The sequence below is a fragment of the Chryseobacterium sp. JV274 genome (assembly GCF_903969135.1).
Classification (GTDB): Bacteria; Bacteroidota; Bacteroidia; order Flavobacteriales; family Weeksellaceae; genus Chryseobacterium.
Genome location: NZ_LR824569.1, coordinates 5,082,839 through 5,099,174, shown reverse-complemented (window position 1 = coordinate 5,099,174; position 16,336 = coordinate 5,082,839). Strand labels below are relative to the sequence as shown.

Annotated in this window: 13 protein-coding genes; 3 read left to right on the top strand and 10 right to left on the bottom strand. The window is 35.0% G+C overall.

From position 1 onward, the window contains the following. Window positions 1-2: 2 nt before the first annotated feature. On the bottom strand, window positions 3-1,544 hold the full coding sequence (locus tag CHRYMOREF3P_RS23480) for a T9SS type A sorting domain-containing protein (protein WP_180565652.1): 1,542 nt from the start codon (window positions 1,542-1,544) through the stop codon (window positions 3-5). Between the two features lie 329 nt (window positions 1,545-1,873). Between CHRYMOREF3P_RS23480 and CHRYMOREF3P_RS23475 the strand changes: the two genes are divergently transcribed. Continuing rightward, complete coding sequence (locus CHRYMOREF3P_RS23475; protein ID WP_180565651.1) at window positions 1,874-2,254, top strand: helix-turn-helix domain-containing protein; 381 nt, start codon at window positions 1,874-1,876, stop codon at window positions 2,252-2,254. Between the two features lie 77 nt (window positions 2,255-2,331). On the opposite strand, the gene CHRYMOREF3P_RS23470 is transcribed toward CHRYMOREF3P_RS23475, so the two are convergent. From CHRYMOREF3P_RS23470 to CHRYMOREF3P_RS23430, 9 genes are all read right to left on the bottom strand, one after another. Next, entirely contained in the window at window positions 2,332-2,838 is a 507-nt protein-coding gene (locus CHRYMOREF3P_RS23470) for a hypothetical protein (protein WP_180565650.1), read from the bottom strand. Between the two features lie 227 nt (window positions 2,839-3,065). Next, window positions 3,066-3,455, bottom strand: coding sequence for a hypothetical protein (locus CHRYMOREF3P_RS23465; protein WP_180565649.1), 390 nt, complete (start codon window positions 3,453-3,455; stop codon window positions 3,066-3,068). Between the two features lie 141 nt (window positions 3,456-3,596). Beyond that, complete coding sequence (locus CHRYMOREF3P_RS23460) at window positions 3,597-4,130, bottom strand: hypothetical protein (RefSeq protein ID WP_180565648.1); 534 nt, start codon at window positions 4,128-4,130, stop codon at window positions 3,597-3,599. A 5-nt stretch (window positions 4,131-4,135) separates the two neighbouring features. Continuing rightward, entirely contained in the window at window positions 4,136-4,822 is a 687-nt protein-coding gene (locus CHRYMOREF3P_RS23455) for a hypothetical protein (RefSeq protein ID WP_180565647.1), read from the bottom strand. Window positions 4,823-4,992: 170 nt separating this feature from the next. Further along, on the bottom strand, window positions 4,993-5,523 hold the full coding sequence (locus CHRYMOREF3P_RS23450; RefSeq protein ID WP_180565646.1) for a hypothetical protein: 531 nt from the start codon (window positions 5,521-5,523) through the stop codon (window positions 4,993-4,995). Beyond that, the gene (locus CHRYMOREF3P_RS23445) at window positions 5,523-7,913 is read right to left on the bottom strand and encodes a hypothetical protein (RefSeq protein WP_180565645.1); all 2,391 of its coding nucleotides are present in this window, start codon (window positions 7,911-7,913) and stop codon (window positions 5,523-5,525) included. The genes CHRYMOREF3P_RS23450 and CHRYMOREF3P_RS23445 overlap by 1 nt, the downstream gene beginning before the upstream one ends. Before the next feature lie 84 nt (window positions 7,914-7,997). Continuing rightward, on the bottom strand, window positions 7,998-8,504 hold the full coding sequence (locus CHRYMOREF3P_RS23440; RefSeq protein WP_180565644.1) for a hypothetical protein: 507 nt from the start codon (window positions 8,502-8,504) through the stop codon (window positions 7,998-8,000). Window positions 8,505-8,624: 120 nt separating this feature from the next. Then, window positions 8,625-10,202 carry a hypothetical protein gene (locus CHRYMOREF3P_RS23435; RefSeq protein WP_180565643.1) on the bottom strand — a complete coding sequence of 526 codons (1,578 nt, stop codon included), beginning with the start codon at window positions 10,200-10,202 and terminating at the stop codon, window positions 8,625-8,627. Window positions 10,203-10,232: 30 nt separating this feature from the next. Further along, a complete protein-coding gene (locus tag CHRYMOREF3P_RS23430) occupies window positions 10,233-14,171 on the bottom strand; it encodes a hypothetical protein (RefSeq protein ID WP_180565642.1) in 3,939 nt (1,312 codons plus the stop codon). Window positions 14,172-14,529: 358 nt separating this feature from the next. Between CHRYMOREF3P_RS23430 and CHRYMOREF3P_RS23425 the strand changes: the two genes are divergently transcribed. Next, a complete protein-coding gene (locus CHRYMOREF3P_RS23425; protein ID WP_180565641.1) occupies window positions 14,530-16,008 on the top strand; it encodes a recombinase family protein in 1,479 nt (492 codons plus the stop codon). Beyond that, entirely contained in the window at window positions 15,995-16,153 is a 159-nt protein-coding gene (locus tag CHRYMOREF3P_RS23420) for a PTS sugar transporter subunit IIBC (RefSeq protein ID WP_180565640.1), read from the top strand. The genes CHRYMOREF3P_RS23425 and CHRYMOREF3P_RS23420 overlap by 14 nt, the downstream gene beginning before the upstream one ends. Window positions 16,154-16,336: the final 183 nt, after the last annotated feature.

Sequence of the window (16,336 nt, the reverse complement as noted above, 5' to 3'; positions counted from 1 at the left end):
TTTTATTTCTTAATTAATTTCGCGTTCGCCGTTTTATTGCTATCAGTTTTGATCGTTACCACGTATGCACCTTGAACAAGGGCTTGGGTATTAATCTTAGTGACTTTGTTCTTTGTCTTTATACTTTGAAGCTGCCTTCCGCTCATATCATACAGCATAATATCAGCCTCCTTGAATAAGCTTCCAATTTCTACGTAGGCATAATCAGATACAGGGTTGGGATAGATTTTGATGTCGTATTTTTCAATCAATTGCTCTACCTGTTTGTCTCCCAATTTTACGATCTTCCAGTTCTCTTTACCCAGTTCTTCTGCACTGGTTCCAGCCAAAACAATAGATCCGTCTCTGTTCAGCTTCAAATCGGAAAGTCTTTCTTCTTTTTGCCTGGATTCTCCGGTAATGTGTTTCCGCCATTGTTCAGTACCATTTACATCGAGGTAAAGAATCCAAAAAGTATTGTCTTCTTTCTCCGCTCGTCCCTCTGAAGGAGTATAACCACCCAATAAAATTCCTTTTGAAGATTTGTCATCTGCAGAATGAAGAACATTCATGCCCATTAAAATGTCACGATTTCCAAAATTGTAGGATTTTTGCCACTGCTCATCGCCTTTGTCATTTAGAGAAATCAGCCAAAGATCTGTTCCTTCCTCTATTCCCGCAGTTTTATTTCCTGATCTCTCTGACCTGGATTCTCCTCCAATGATGAAACCATCAGCAGTTAAAGCCAATGTTCTGAGGTGATCATCTGCTTTTCCTCCGAAGTTTTTTCCCCATTCCACTTTATTTTCTTTAGAAAGTTTTACCACCCAAAAATCTCCTTCTCCATAATTTTCGGTTTTCTTTATACCTCCGGTATCACTTCGTGAGTATATTCCGAGTAATGCACCACCGTCACGGGTTGGAATCATTTTTTCGACTTCATCTAAACCCTTTCCACCTAAAACAAGCTGGGATAATTCTTTTCCGTCTTTATCCAATCGAGTAATCAAGACATCTTTAGAACCATAGCCTTTTGCAGCGTTTTGCACATTACCTGCAACAAAGAATCCTAAATCGGTAGTTTGAATGACTGCTCTGGCTTCTTCATCGGAAGAACTTCCCAACGTTTTCTGCCACAGTTCATCTCCGAATTCATTGATTCTGATCAGCCAGATGTCTGATCCTCCTTTAGATTCCTCCTTTTTATCAAGACCCTTTCCGGAGAATGTGGTTCCAGAAATTAAAAATCCACCATCCTGTGTGGTAACAGCAGCAGAGAGATAATCATGATTCTGCCCGGAAAAATATTTTTCCCAGACTTCTTCTCCCTGTTGATTTAGTTTGATAAGGTGAAAATCATAACCGTTGTTCTGCTTGCTCGCTTGTTGTACTTTGTCACTCTGGATAGAGCTTCCCGTGATCAGATACTGCTGATCCATTGTAGTGGTAACCTGGCTTAGAAAATCCTGGGTAGAGGATTTGATGTCTTTCTGCCAGAGGACCTGTTGTCCCTGTAAAGAAATTGCGGTATACAATAAGAGTATACTGTAAAAGTTTTTTTTCATAGTTCTTAGGTTTTTTTGGCTCCGCCAAATTTAGTTTAGTTTCTTCTGTAGAGATATGTGGTTTTCCCTATTTTAACGACCCGTGATTTCCCTGATAGATGAAAAACTAAATCCTTCTGTTTTTAAGCCAATTGGTTAATAAGCCAAAGATAATTTGGGTCAGCGACAATACATGTCGTATTATATTTCATTTAAAATATTTAGGCAAGATAGCGTGATGGATTTTCAGCAACAATGCTTATGGTTATAAATTTAATAACTGCTGGTTATGAATTTGTATAGTTTTTCTATATTAAAATTCATTAAATTTGTCTGATTAAATATATATTATGGTTTCTCTCGGCACTAAATTAACCAGGCTACGTAAAAAGAAAGGATATACGCAACAGGAGGTTGCTGATTTATTGAATATTTCACAACCGGCATATCATAAATGGGAAACACATTTGGCAAAACCCGCTGTTGAAAACCTATTAAAGATTTCTGAAGTTTATGAAATCGACTTAAATGATCTTCTGGAGGAAGTTCCTACCTTTAATATAACAAATAATGATTGCAGTATTCAAAATATTGGTAATCCACATTCCAATTTTTATGCAGAATCACCTGAGCTCATAAATGGAATTTTAAAGAATCAGGACGCAATTACTAATCTTCTTAGTGTTCAAAATAAACTTATTGAAACTCTCATCGATAAAATTAAAAAATAAGAGTAAATATTCTCGTTAATTTTTTGTCATGTTTTTTACTCTTCAATGGGGATGCAAATATATACGATATTTCAAAATTAGCCCTGCATGTTTTGAATTGAAAAAGAATGTATTATCTCAGGGATGATCTCTTTATTAAAATTATCCAGGGTATCGGTAATAATAAACAGTGAAAATAGAATGCCATCGACTTCCACTAAAAGTATTTTCAGATATTGGAGATTTTCAATAGTTACCACTTTAACCTGCATTACCTTGGTTGATACAAACCACACATTATCATGTTTGATTCGTCTAAATTTGATAAAATCATTCTCAACCGCTATGATATCAACAAATGCCTCAAGATAGACCAGCTCATTTCTTAGGATGGTAGCAACATTGGTTACATTGTCTGTTAATTGTAAGGGTTTACTATTATAAATGTTCAATGCTATGATGAAATCATCATTTTCAACAATAAGCTGGGGTTTTACCAATACCTTTTTTAGGGCTTTGTCAGAGGTATCAAAGCGTTTCCTTAAGTTCTCAGAAAATTTCCATGCCGTAAAAAAGTCATCGTATCTTTCATGATCAACACGCACAAATCCGGTAGGAATTTGAAATAATATTTCATTATGGACTGTTTTTAGAAGCAGTTTTTCATCTTCATTTGTAATAGTTAGATTTCCTTGGTAGAATTTTAAATTTCTTTGATGAAATGTTTCAGTGAAAGAAGGTTCTATTCTTTTACCATTAGGATTTGAAAATAAGGTATCTACAGATTGATACTGATTAAGAAATTGCTGCCGTTATAATTATTCTTTTTATTTTAATCTAATCCATCATAAAAATCACTGTTACCATTCCTTTTTACAATACCATTTTCTCTTTTTTCAAAGATATAATCTCCATTAAAAATTAAATAGTAGTCTTCTTTAGGATAAATTTCATTAGTGATTTTATGAACCATTTGTAATACAGATTTTCTTAATAATACTGAACCTGCATATTTTTTTATAACATCAAATGAAATAAAAGAAGCCCCTGCAAATTCCAAATCAATCAACTCACCATCAAAATCTCCGTTCACACTCCCGAAAGTAGAATCATAGAGTTTAGATATTAAGAAAAGTGAATTATCTTGTACTTTAATAAGGTCTGTTAATTCCTGTTTTTGTTCTAATTTTCTTTTAAAGCGTATATTATAGGTTAGCCCCATTTTATTTTGTAATGATTAATTTTATCGGCTTTTGTTATATAGATAACCTCTTCCAGACCTTCAATAGTCCAATTTGAATGCATCATATTCCAATGTTTTTGAAATGAATCCTGCACTCGGGATTACCATTCTATAAAATCATTATAAATTTGAGATTGGACTTGGCTTTGCTCCTTGACTGATTAATCGTGTTTTCATATCTCGGAAATATTTTATGTCTCCAAATGTTCCATCTTGAAAGTCTTCTTTATATAATTCACCTTCCCTCATAGGATCTGTCAAAAGCACTGGAAATACACGATCTAAGCTCTTTTTACTTTTCTCAGGAATATCTGATCCATTTTTGTATAATTCAATGCTATCAACTCCAATCCAATTATATAAAAAACGTATATCCTCAAAACAAGGCTCATTATTAATTAATACTCTATAGTTGGCTGAACGGTCAACTTTTCGAATAATATACATCCAGTCATCCATATTAAAATCTTTCCATAGTTCGGGGATAACTAAAAGAAGTACTTTTACATCAGTATCTCTAAATCGCCTTTCATTTAAAATTTGAACAATAAGATTTTTAGTATCTACACTTAATAATTCATTTTTCAAACTTTTATAACTTTCCCAGTCATTAAATTTTAAAAAGCCTAATAGTTTTATAATAATTTGTTCCATTTTTATTATTTTAAATTTTCTATAAATATTCTCTTATTTATTTTCATACCTGTAACAAAACCTTCTTCATTAGCATGTATTATATAAATATCATATCTTGCTTTTTTTATAGGTATTCCAAGTTCCTGTAAAATCTTTTCCAATCTCATTGCTTCTTCAATCGTAGGTCTATAATGTCCTGACAAGTTGTGTAATTCTGAAATTCTCCCATTTTTAAAACTCATACTTCCTGCTGCTAAAACATTCTCACGATTACCTAAAAGATGATGCTTATTTCCTATTCTTAATTCACCAGATTTTGTAATTACAAAATCATATTCTCGTGATTTAAAAATATTACCTGTAGACTGCTTGAAAATACCATTAGAATCAAAAGTATATGACAGAATAAAACCTTCTTCAGGCAATGATTCCAAAGGAAATTTATTTGCGATTTTCGGTATTCTTTCACAAAAAGCAATTATCCTATATTCTTCTAAAACCTGCCCGACTTTTTCAGCGTTGTAACTTACCTTTCTTATTTCCTGTAAGACTTTCTGATATGCCTTATCATAACGGCTTCCCTGGGCAATAACCTCACCTTTATACACCAAAGCAAATCTCCTGTTACTGCTTATTGAGCCTATCGCATCAGGATTAATACCTCCTTTTTTTCCAATACTCTCCATAATTGCAGCTGCATCAAGCTCCATAAAGAATGCTCCATTCTGTATCAATGCATCACATTCCGATGTTTTTGAAATGAACCCTGCGCTTGGGATTACCCATTCTGTAAAATCAAATAAACTAACCGTTCAAAAGTTGAACGGTTAGTAAGCATTTAAAATATTTCTATTATATAAATTAGAATGATCAAAAATCATTATAAATTTGGCATCGGACTTGCCTTTGCCCCTTGACTTATTAATCGCGTTTTCATATCTCGGAAATATTTTATGTCTCCAAAAGTTCCGTCTGAAAATTCTTCTTTATAATCTCCATTTCTCAATGTATCATGTAGGAACATTGGAAATACCTTATCTAAGCTTTGTTTACTTTTAGAAGAGACTCCTTGATCATTTTTATACAAACTAATACTATCTATACCAATCCAATTATATAAAAAACGAATGTCTTCAAAATAGGGTCCGTCATCTATATATAATCGGTAGTTTGTAGGACGGTCAACTTTTCGAATAATATACATCCAATCATCTAGATTAAAATCTTTCCATAATTCGGGAATAATCGTAAAAAGACTTCTTATGTCTGTATATCTAAAATCTTTTGTATCAAGCAATTTAACAAGTAGGTCTTTTGAATTATAAGTTAATAATTCATTTTTTAAAGGCTTATAAGAATCCCAACCACTTTGTTTTATTCCAGAATGTAATTTTTGTATAATCTGTTCCATTATTTTATATTTTGTATATATATTATTTTATCCTTCCCAGTCCGCACTACCTCTCCTCTGCTATTTATACCTAAAGGAGTGATTTCATTACGTGCTCTTTTAATAGGTATTTCAAGTCCATTTAGTATTTCTCCTAATCTCTCAGCTTCTTCTGCTGTTGGTCTATAGTGACCAGACATATTATTAAATTCTACGATTTTACCATTTTTAAATCGAACGCCCCCTGCAGCTAAAACTTCATTTCGATTACCCAATAAATGATGCTTACTCCCTATTCTTAATTCACCGGATTTTGTAATTACAAAATCAAATTCTCTTGAAGGAAAAATATTATCATTCAATTGTCTAAAAACTCCCTGAGAATCCATTTTATACCCGAGAACAAATCCATCTTTTGGTAACTCCTCTATAGGATATTTATTTGCGATTTTCGGTATTCTTTCACAAAAAGCAGTTATCCTATATTCTTCTAAAATCTTTCCGACCTTTTCAGCGTTATAACTTACCTTTTTTATCTCCTGCAAAACTTTCTGGTAAGCTTTATCATAACGGCTTCCTTGAGCGATAATCTCACCCTTATACACTAAAGCAAATTTTCTGTTACTACTTATTGAGCCTATGGCATCAGGATTAACACCTCCTTTTTTTCCAATACTCTCCATAATAGCAGCGGCATCAAGCTCCATGAAAAAGGCCCCGTTTTGTATCAATGCATCACATTCCGATGTTTTTGAAATGACTCCTGCGCTTGGAATTACCCATTCTGTAGGACTAAACATACGGAGATCTTTCCTTTGAAACACTCCACTGTTCAAATCCAAAAATACGGAAATTGCACTTGCACGCAAGCCCTGTTTCACATTTTCCGCAACATTAACAGATGTTTTCAATAAACTTAAGCAACTTCTGTAAAAGGCTGCTGCAATTTGAGCCACACCAACGACAAGCTGTGGTGCAGCTACAGCAGATCCCAATACATTATAAAAAAGATCCCACTGCCGCAGAAATTCATCTCCTCCTGGAAGCTTGGCAATTTCCGCCCGGAATGCCTGTATGGTAAGATCCGGTAATGCCAAACTAAGATCTGCAGCCGCAGCTAATAACAGGTACGGGTTTCCGGATAGTGCTAATGTTCCAATTCCAAAAACGACTCCAACCATATCGGCTACAATTCGGATGGTCTCATTAATATCTTCCCATTTTTCTGCATCAGCCAACGCTTTTACATAAATAGCCGGGACCATCATGACAGTACCCTGCTGTTCTCCTCCTTCATTGGTTTCTGATGTATTCTGCTCGATGAAATAAACCATGTCTAGAGGATAAAACTCGGCTCCTTTATCCAGATCTTCTGTTACCTGCTCGGTTGCATTAGGATCTCCTTCTTTGGGTACAATGAAAATTCTCTTTGTTACTTCTTTCTGCTGCTGAAGAAAAAAAGTTTTTTCATCTGATTTTCCAAAACCCAATAGATCTCCCGCAAGTCCAAAAACTTCAGTATTGACTTTATATTCATTTCCTATCCTGAAAGTAGGAGCTCCTGCTTTTGGACGGTTATCAGAAAACAGACAATACTCCATCAGAATAGTGGCAAAAATGATACGGTTGGATTTCATTTCTCCATTGAACTCGCTTGCCCCATCCAGGTTGAAATAAATCCTGTTACAGAGTTCAGGACTTTTTCTGAACTTGTCCACTAAAAAAAAACGATCGGAAAATGCTTTCAAGACATTGACTAAAGCGGAACTTCCATCCTTCCATCCGCTGAAAATTCCTGTATCATCAAGCTTTGTTAAGGCAAGTAGGTGTCCGAATAACGTTTCGTTCTCAAGAGTCATTCCCCGAAGAACAAACTCAGGAGTATTGGTATAAAGGAATTTAAGCTCCTCTGCACTCTTTGCTTTTAAAAAACTTGATTTAAAGATTTCTGTGAAGTAGTTTTTGTATTCAGAATAATTTTCAAAATCATCAAATCCTACATGCATGACCAATCTCCTGAATTCCTCATAGGAAAAGGTTTCCAGTACGATAGCTTTCTTTCTCCTAAGTTCTTTTTTATTCGCATTTCTATGATAAAAATAAATAAGCTGGCAGGAAATCTGCTCTTGTGCTGCATTAATTACAAATTTGATTTCACACTCTGTTTGGACCAGATTCACAAGCTCTTTATTCTTATTGAGATAGGTTTTTAAATATATAATGTTCTCTTTATCATCCTTTATGTATTTTTCTTCAGCAGTTCCATCATAATCATTGATGTTATAATCAAGAATACGCTGCATTCTGAGCTGATTACTGTATTTTAATTTATTACATAACAGCTGTTTTCTTATATAATCATCAGTACGCCATTCTTTACTGATGGTTTCTCTAAGTTCAAGTGTTTCCATAATCTTTCCTTTTTTTGAAAAAGGCAGGGCTTTATGGCCCTGCCAGTAGAATAGTTATTGATTCATTTCAATAACATGTTGTATTTAAGACAGTTTATTGAGCTCATTGCTTTTCATCTCAACAAATTCCTGTAAATAGCTTTTCAGAAGATCCAGAAAACCTATTTTATTGTTCTTAACAAGCCAAAGCATGTAATGATGGGTATTCACCTTAACAATAGAGGTTTTAGGATATCCATCCTCATCCAAAACAGGATTCTGCGTTTCTTCATCTACTACAGGAACCAGTATTCTGTCGAAATTTTTATCTCTCAGGCTTGACCATTCTTCTTCTCCAATCAGCCATTCCGGAGTCGGAAGGTTGGAAGGTTCTATTTCATGGGTTTCCTTATCTCTTAAAATCTGCTGATAAAAAAGGTAAGTCCTTGGAAGCTCTGTGTCTACCACCATTTTATTGATCCTGATAAATCTGTTAAAAGATGTAAGTAAAGGATGTTCGGAGATCTGGATTTCCCCAAGGTTTAGATTTGTTGTATTAATTTCTTTTAAAAGCTGCTCTACCTGCTGAGGTATTAATAATTTTTCTTTCATTGTTTTAAAATTTTGTTGGTTAAATAACAGTGTCTATAAAGTCATAGATCCTGTTTTATTGAAAGACAGAATTTTTAGGCTCTGCCTTTTTATTGATTTAAACTCAAAGTTTGATAAAGGTTATAGTTTATACAATTCAACGATATTGGCGCTTACACCAGTATTTCCCATTGTATTCATATTGTACATTCCGAAAGCAACCGGGCCTGTATAGCCTGTTTTGGTATAGGTAACCGTCTTGTTATTGAAGTTGACAATAACGGTCCAGCTTCCCCCACGTCTTATAAATGTTGCATTTAGGGCATACGTCGGCTCTGCAGTAGTGACTGCTTCGGCTGAATTATCAGGAAATATCTTTCCCATTGGATACCAGTAAGACTGTACCAACCTAACGTTTGCAACAGTTTGATTTAACAGGTCTACTCCACCAGTAGCATTGACTAATCCTACAAAATGGGTCATCGTTCCAAAACCGTTAGGTCCGTTAATTGTTGCAGTTTTACCTGTAATTTCAACACTCATGTAAAAATCTTCATCTGCACCAATCAATTGGTTTGTCTTTCGGGCTGCGATGAAAGAAGAATCATCAGCAAGTGCTTTTACATTGCTATCGGAGCTATAGCTTACAGCGGCTCCTGCCTGGGTAATGGCGGGTGATACCGCATTATTGTATATTTTTTGTTCCCAAACGATGTTATTTAGGGGGATACGTTGTATCTGAGTTACCACACGAATGGTAAAACTTGTTAAATACCAGGCTACCCCATTCCACAATCTGATTTTATATTCTCCTACCGGAATATTTTTGAAATTGTAATAGAATGTCAGATCAATTCCATTGGTATAAAGCTGAACCTGTGAGCCGGGGATTATTGCAACAACAGTAGCTGTATCAGCAGAAACACTGTCCTGGGTACATAATTCCACTTTAAAGCTTGTGGAAGGGAGGTTTAAATTAGCTCCCTTAAGATTGATCCAAAACGGACGGTCTGTTTTATCCACAATTGGTGGTGATATAACGGCCACACTCATGGTATCTGTACTCCAGCCTCCGTTCATTTTCGTCTTCCATGCTGACCTTTCAACTTCTGTCATTTGATTGGGCATTTCCGATAGTAGATTTTTACTGTCTACAATGGCATTTAAGCCACTGGTATTTTGAACTACAACTTTTTGAAAGTTAGTAATGTCAGAATTTTTATTGGGTAAACCAGATAAGACATAAGGGTTTCCTAAAGTATCGATCGAAAATGAAGCATTAAGGGTATGACTTCTTGCAGCGTTGTTTGACAGGTTTGCGTTCATCATATTTTTCCCCAAATCACCCGCAGGAAGTTTGGCAACATTCCCATTAGCATTCAATCCTATAATTTTAGGATAGTCCTGAGCATTTCCATCTGTCAAAGGAATTTCTAATTTTTTAGCTAATCTTTCCCTTGTATTGAGATTGTATTGAGCCTGACTTGCTATTCCTTCTGCTAAAAAATCAGCATTTGAAATACTAACATGGTTATCAGCTAATTCCAGGGGAATGGTTCCATCAACAACGGCATGGGTCTTTAAATCACCGTTTTCATCAACGGCATAATCTGTGTAAGATAGAGAACCTGAGGCTGCTACCTGATAAATAGCATTGGTTTCTCTTTCTCCAATGGGAGGTAATTCATTGACACGTATAATTTTTCCTATAATTGGCATTTTTTTTAATTTTTAAGGTTAATGACTATTTTATTTCCAGTCTCCTGAAATGACTTTTTGTCCTTCCAATGATTCTACTCCAAGGAGATAATCATTAGGTTCAAAGTTGGTCCCGCAGACTTCTCCCAGCTCATCATCAAACTTCACTCCCGGTTCACAGTTGCAAGGCAAAGCTTTTTCAACTTTTAGTCCAATAGAACCTGCCTGAAGAATGGTAAGGGAAGTAGGAATTTTCTCTCTCCATGGCTCTCCTTCTTTTGTCGCTTTTGGTGAGCGTAATTCATCCACAATAGATAAGAATAAAGGATCATCAATGACAGGAACTTCACCTCCGTTCCAGATTTGTCCTGTAGCAAGGAAATGTCTCACTGCTTCTTCAAATCCTGGTCTTACCGTAACAATAACTCTTGCCATTCCTGACTGCATAAAGGCTCTGAATGTAGGATCATTATCATCAAACTGATATAAATCTGCCCAGGATTTTCTTTCCCCCCAATAATAAGGATAGAAATAATAGCTCATAATTTCCCATTCAAATGCCTGTTCCATAAATTTGATAAATGCAGCATATTGATCCAGTTTTTCATCTACTTTGATGTCTGTATTCTGGAAAGTTTCTACAGAAGCATTATCATTGGTGTAATATCTCTTTTTACCAAAAGTGAGCAATGCATCAGGACTTTGGTTCAGCATATAGGAGATACAGTTTCTTCTTAAAATGGTATTTTCTATTTTTCTATAGAATCCCGGATTAGATCCTTTGATCTGAACTCCTACGGCTTTTGCATCTGCCAAAGCCGCTTCATATTTGCTCAACTCTACTTTATAGGCTTCAATAATTTTATTGAATGCTTTCTGCATCCATCCGTTTTTATATTCTTCCTGTAATACACATTTGATATTAACCGTTGCATGGAAATAATGAGCATTGGTTGTAGCAATAGTGATAGGAACCTCCCGAACGAATTTCAAAAATGCATTAGACGAACTATCTCCTCCTACCAGTAAACTTGCTCCATTTCCCCAACCATTGTAGCCCGGGAAAGAATTACTGCTTTTCACAACATACGATTCAGTGATATAATGTTCCGGAATAGGAATAAGATCAGATTTTGAAGAGGCTTGTTTTGACTCGGTGGATGAGTAATCAATGGATTTTCCAACATACACAACTGGCTCCAGCTTTTCATCAACTTCAACATTATAATAACCCAACCAGTATTTTAGCTTTGTGGAATCTGTCAGAGCACTCCAATCTTTGATTTGCATTCCGGCAGACTCTCTTGGATCAATAGGTTTTACCAATTGGTTCTCAGGGTTATTACTTACTTGCATTCCTAATGAATGTAATTTGGCAGGTTCCGGAATCATAAACTCAAACATCATACGCTTTCCATAATTAAAGATCTGGTTCTTTACTACTTTATCTACCCAACGGTAAACTCCCACCACATGATTGCTGCCTTTGGTGTTATCAAAACCATGTTTGTTATTTTCCTCATATTCCTCAAGGATTTTATCAATACGTTCTTCTTTCACTTTGGTGACAATCCTTTCCAGGGCTCTCGCGGTAACATCTTTCGCCTCAGTAACAGCCTGTCTGTTGCTTTCCTCTTTGGAACTATGGGTAGCATAATTGGCAGCAGTATTTAACATATATCTTGGAGAAGCACTTCCTCCCCATGAGGCATTAAATCCTGCCTGTGCTGCAAAATCCTTAGATTCCTGAAGTACTTTGGAAATTTCGCTTTGCATCTCATTCCTTTCCGTAGAAGTAGTATCCGTCAACTTCTCTTTTTCAGATTCCGTAGATTTAGTGGTTTGGGATTCACTTCTTTTTAATCTTCTTGAAGATTTTTCTCTATACTCCCTTGCCATAATATTTTCGATGTGTGAAACATCTCCTTCTACATAACAGTAAGTACTTTGTTCTACCTTTCGGTAATCCGCAATACCTATATTTTTCATTCCAAAGCCTGATGGGATAAATGGCTGATCATCCTCAGGTGTTGTCGGGGTATCTTTACTTTTCAGACAAACACTTCCTTCACCTGCCAGATTATAGGTTTTTGTTACCGAATCTATTCCTCCTGCGGTATATATGGTCATAGGAATTTTGCAGGCATATACTTTTCCGTCGTCAAGGGTAAGCTCTGCTTCAAGCTGGCAGCCATTCTTTATAGCATCTGTAATTTGTAATTGAGGTAAAATCCCGTCGCTAAACAGGGATAAGTAATCTCCTCCTCCAGCAACTTGTAATTGATTTGAACTTTGAACTACATTCCCATTATTATCCAATATTTTGAGTGTTCCTGAAGCTGAAGAAAATAGCGATGTAGTTTCTTTAGGCGTCATACTTAATAGCCATCTGTCCGAATAGTTTTGAAAAGATCTGGTTCTTAACAAAACAGGCAGGCAGCTACCGGTTCCTCCATCACCTCCGGTACCTTTATTTTTTACTATAAATGTTCCAGGCCCTTCAAATCTGTACATTCTGTTTGCCGTCCACAATAGCTTTGCTTTCATGGTATATGCAAGACCATCATTAAGAATAACTTCACCTTCCAACAGCAAAACTTCATTTGTATCTATAACAGCAACGGGAATTTTTTCCGGAGTATTGAATAAAGAGGTTACGTTAGGTGCATCAAATGTATAAGCTAAGGTTCCACCTGCTAAAAGTTGATCATCATAAGACTTTATAGTGTAACTTCCACTTACAATATGTTTAGGAGCATTGATATCAGTGGTAAGAATCATGGTATGATCCCCCAAGCCCATATTGCCACTCAATGTTCTGGCAAAAAAAGGAATCTCCTGAGTATTGACAGATTGTGTTACAGGAATAACAACACCTCCTACCGTTGTAGACACCTGTGGATTGAGGTTTGTATTATTTAAAATCGTTTGCTGCAGCTGCTGGCTGTTTTGCTCAATGGTTTGAAAAAGCTCTGTAAAGGTTGAAACTTTATTTAATGCACCTGCCAAATCAGAAGTATTAAAGATTCGGTGTAAGGACTCGTTATGTTCCTGGTTTAATTGTCGCTGCAGATCTTCTGCCTGAATTTCAGGACGAAAATTAAATTGGAAATTGGAAACTTCCGGAACCGGAATATATTTTAAACTTGATAGCCCTTCACGATTATCTGCTGCCAGGAAAATTTCTTTCTGATATTCCTGTTCTTTTACAAGAGCATCATATCTGGACTGTTCGGGTCTTACCTGTTCCTGATATTGTTTATAAGCAGTATCATATGCCGCTCCATATTCTTTTTGATAATTTTTTTCAAATTGTTCCAAAGTTCTTTTAAGCTCCTCATTTCCTTTTAAGTTTACGGTGGCTTCTGCAAACTTCAAAGCACTGTCACTAAAAGGAATACTTTTCAAACTGTTTTCCTCTCTTGAAACAACCGTATTTGAAGACGCTGTTTTTGCGCTAAAAAGTTCCTTAGGAAGGACTACTTTGGCTTTAATAACATCTTCATACTGCGCCTCAGTAGCTCCATCATAATTGGAAAGGATATGATCAAGATGTAAAAACTGCATTAAAGTTTCTTTTGCATAAAAATCCTTTTGGGTGACCACCTGATAAATAAGATTATCCCAAATATTAGAATCTATTTCAACAATAGGTTTTGGAGTCTCTTTGTAAGTCTTAATTTTAGCATCAAATTCCTCTTTGGTTGCTTTTACTTTATTTTTTGCAACCCAAACTGACAACTCATAAAATTGTACACTTTTAGCTTTAAGAGATGCTTCTGTTTCTATTGTTAAACCTGTGATCTTTTCGCAGACGTTTTTCAACGATTCTCCAGCTTCTACTTTTGGGTCAATTATCCCTTTTTGTCTTAGATAGTTTCTGAAAATAAATCTTTTCTCCCTGTTCTTTGGATCAGATAATTCCGCGCTGCGCATCGTTGCAAATCTGAATAAAGTTTGTGAGCCATTATTTTGATTAATTGCTTCCATTTTTTAATTTTGTTTTGGTTTTTATAAAGGTTAGGATCTGAAGCTCTTTTTAGTAGATTGTCTTCAGGTTTTAGCCTTATTTTTTTAGGTGGTTTCCGGCAAAAGATATCCACCATCAGTTTTTAAATCTGATTTCATTTTCTGTGTTTTTTCTTGAAGCAAAGATCACCCCCAGAAGCGACAGAACTCGTCGTATTAAATTTTATTTGGAAAAAAAATGAAAAATATTGCGATGCACAAACTATAGCCCATGGAGAAAACAGCAAAATGAGTTAGTAGACACATCTATAGAATAAATTGACTTTATTTCAAATAAAGTACTACTCTTTTCACGTTGATATTTTATAAACCCATACTTATGAAATCAGCATATCTATATGTCAGAGTGAGTACTGATGAACAGAAAAGAAAAGGCTATTCCTTACCTGAGCAGGAGGATAGGTTATTGAAATATTGTAAATATAACAATATTGAAGTCAAAGGAATTTATCGTGAAGATTACTCTGCTAAAAACTTCAATCGACCTGAGTGGAGGGAATTATTTTCCGAAATTAAAAAGAAATCATTAGGAGAAGACAAAAACATATTATTTATAAAATGGGATCGATTCAGCCGTAATGTCGAATATGCTTACGAAATGATTGGAAAACTTCGAAAATACAAAACAACAGCAATGGCCATTGATCAACCAATTGATTTTTCTGTGCCGGAAAGTACAGTTATGTTAGCCGTATATTTAGCTGTTCCGGAAGCAGAAAATACACGGAGAGCTCAAAATACTTCGAATGGTATCCGTCGCGCAAAATTAATGGGTAAATATCCTAACAAAGCTCCCATTGGGTTTATCAATGTGACATTAATGGATGGAAAAAAAACCATTGTCCCTAAGGAGCCTGAAGCCGAAATTATAAAATGGGCCTTCAATCAAGTTGTTCAGAATGACCACAAAATATCTGAGATTAATAGAATAGTTAATGATAAAGGTCTAATATGTTCAAGGTCGCACTTTTTCAGAGTATTGCGCAATCCTGTTTATTGTGGGTATATATCAATAAAACTTAGCTCTAATGAAAAACAGATTATCAAGGGTTTGCATGAACCCTTGATCTCAGAGTCTCTATTTTATCAGGTACAGTCTGTCATTAATACAGAAAGAAAAATTACAGCTAAAATAGATGACTTAAAAGCAATGTTTTTTCTCAGAGGTTTTTTGACCTGTCCTATTTGTAATCGAAAACTTACCGGTAGTTTCTCAAATGGTAAGCGGAAAAGATATCCCTATTATCATTGCCATGATGGTTGCAGAACTAGAATTAACGCAGCTTTGCTTAATGATTGTTATCAGCATAAACTTCAGCAGTTAATCCTATCAAATAGTACAATTGAATTATTTAAAACAATTTTGCAAGATCAGAATATAAAGACCCAGAAAACAAGTTACTTATATACTAAACATCTAGTAGAGAGGAAAATGAAAGAGGAAAAGTTAACTCTTTCTCAAGGTAGAAAATTACTTATAGCCGGGATATTAAAAATTGAAGATTATGATGAATTAAAAAAAGAGAATCAAGTTAACACAAAAAATCTTAAGAAGGAAGAGCATAATATTGTTCTTAAATTAAGAGCTATCAATAAGATGAATCAAATGGAAGATAAAACACTAGTTCATATTTTTCAAAAATTTTCCGAGTTTGATACTGCAGATAAAAAGCATCTTGTGAATCTTATTACCCCAGTTGATATTGATTACAAGACAGGAGCTCTTTCTTTAGAGCTAAATCAAACATTTTCAAAAATATTATCAGAAAAAAATAATAAGAAAAATGAATTTCATTGATAGGAATGTTTCAGTAGAACAAGCAATTACCATTCTTGCCAAGAATGGTGTTCAGGTAAATGATAATGAAGCTAAAATTATTTTAGAATTATTATATTTAGTAGCAAAAAATTACAAAAAGTCAGAAGAGAGAAAAAAGCTTTAGCCGTAGGGAGATTTCGAACTCTTAATAATGATAGATTAAAAGCCTGTTGTAGCACTTTAAGACTGCTTATCTCAAACAGACTAAGTATTTTACACATAAAATGTCAAACACTAAATGTCAGATTATAAAAATCTGATAAAGAGATATTTATGCGTAAAAAAAAGAGACAACTATTAAATAGTT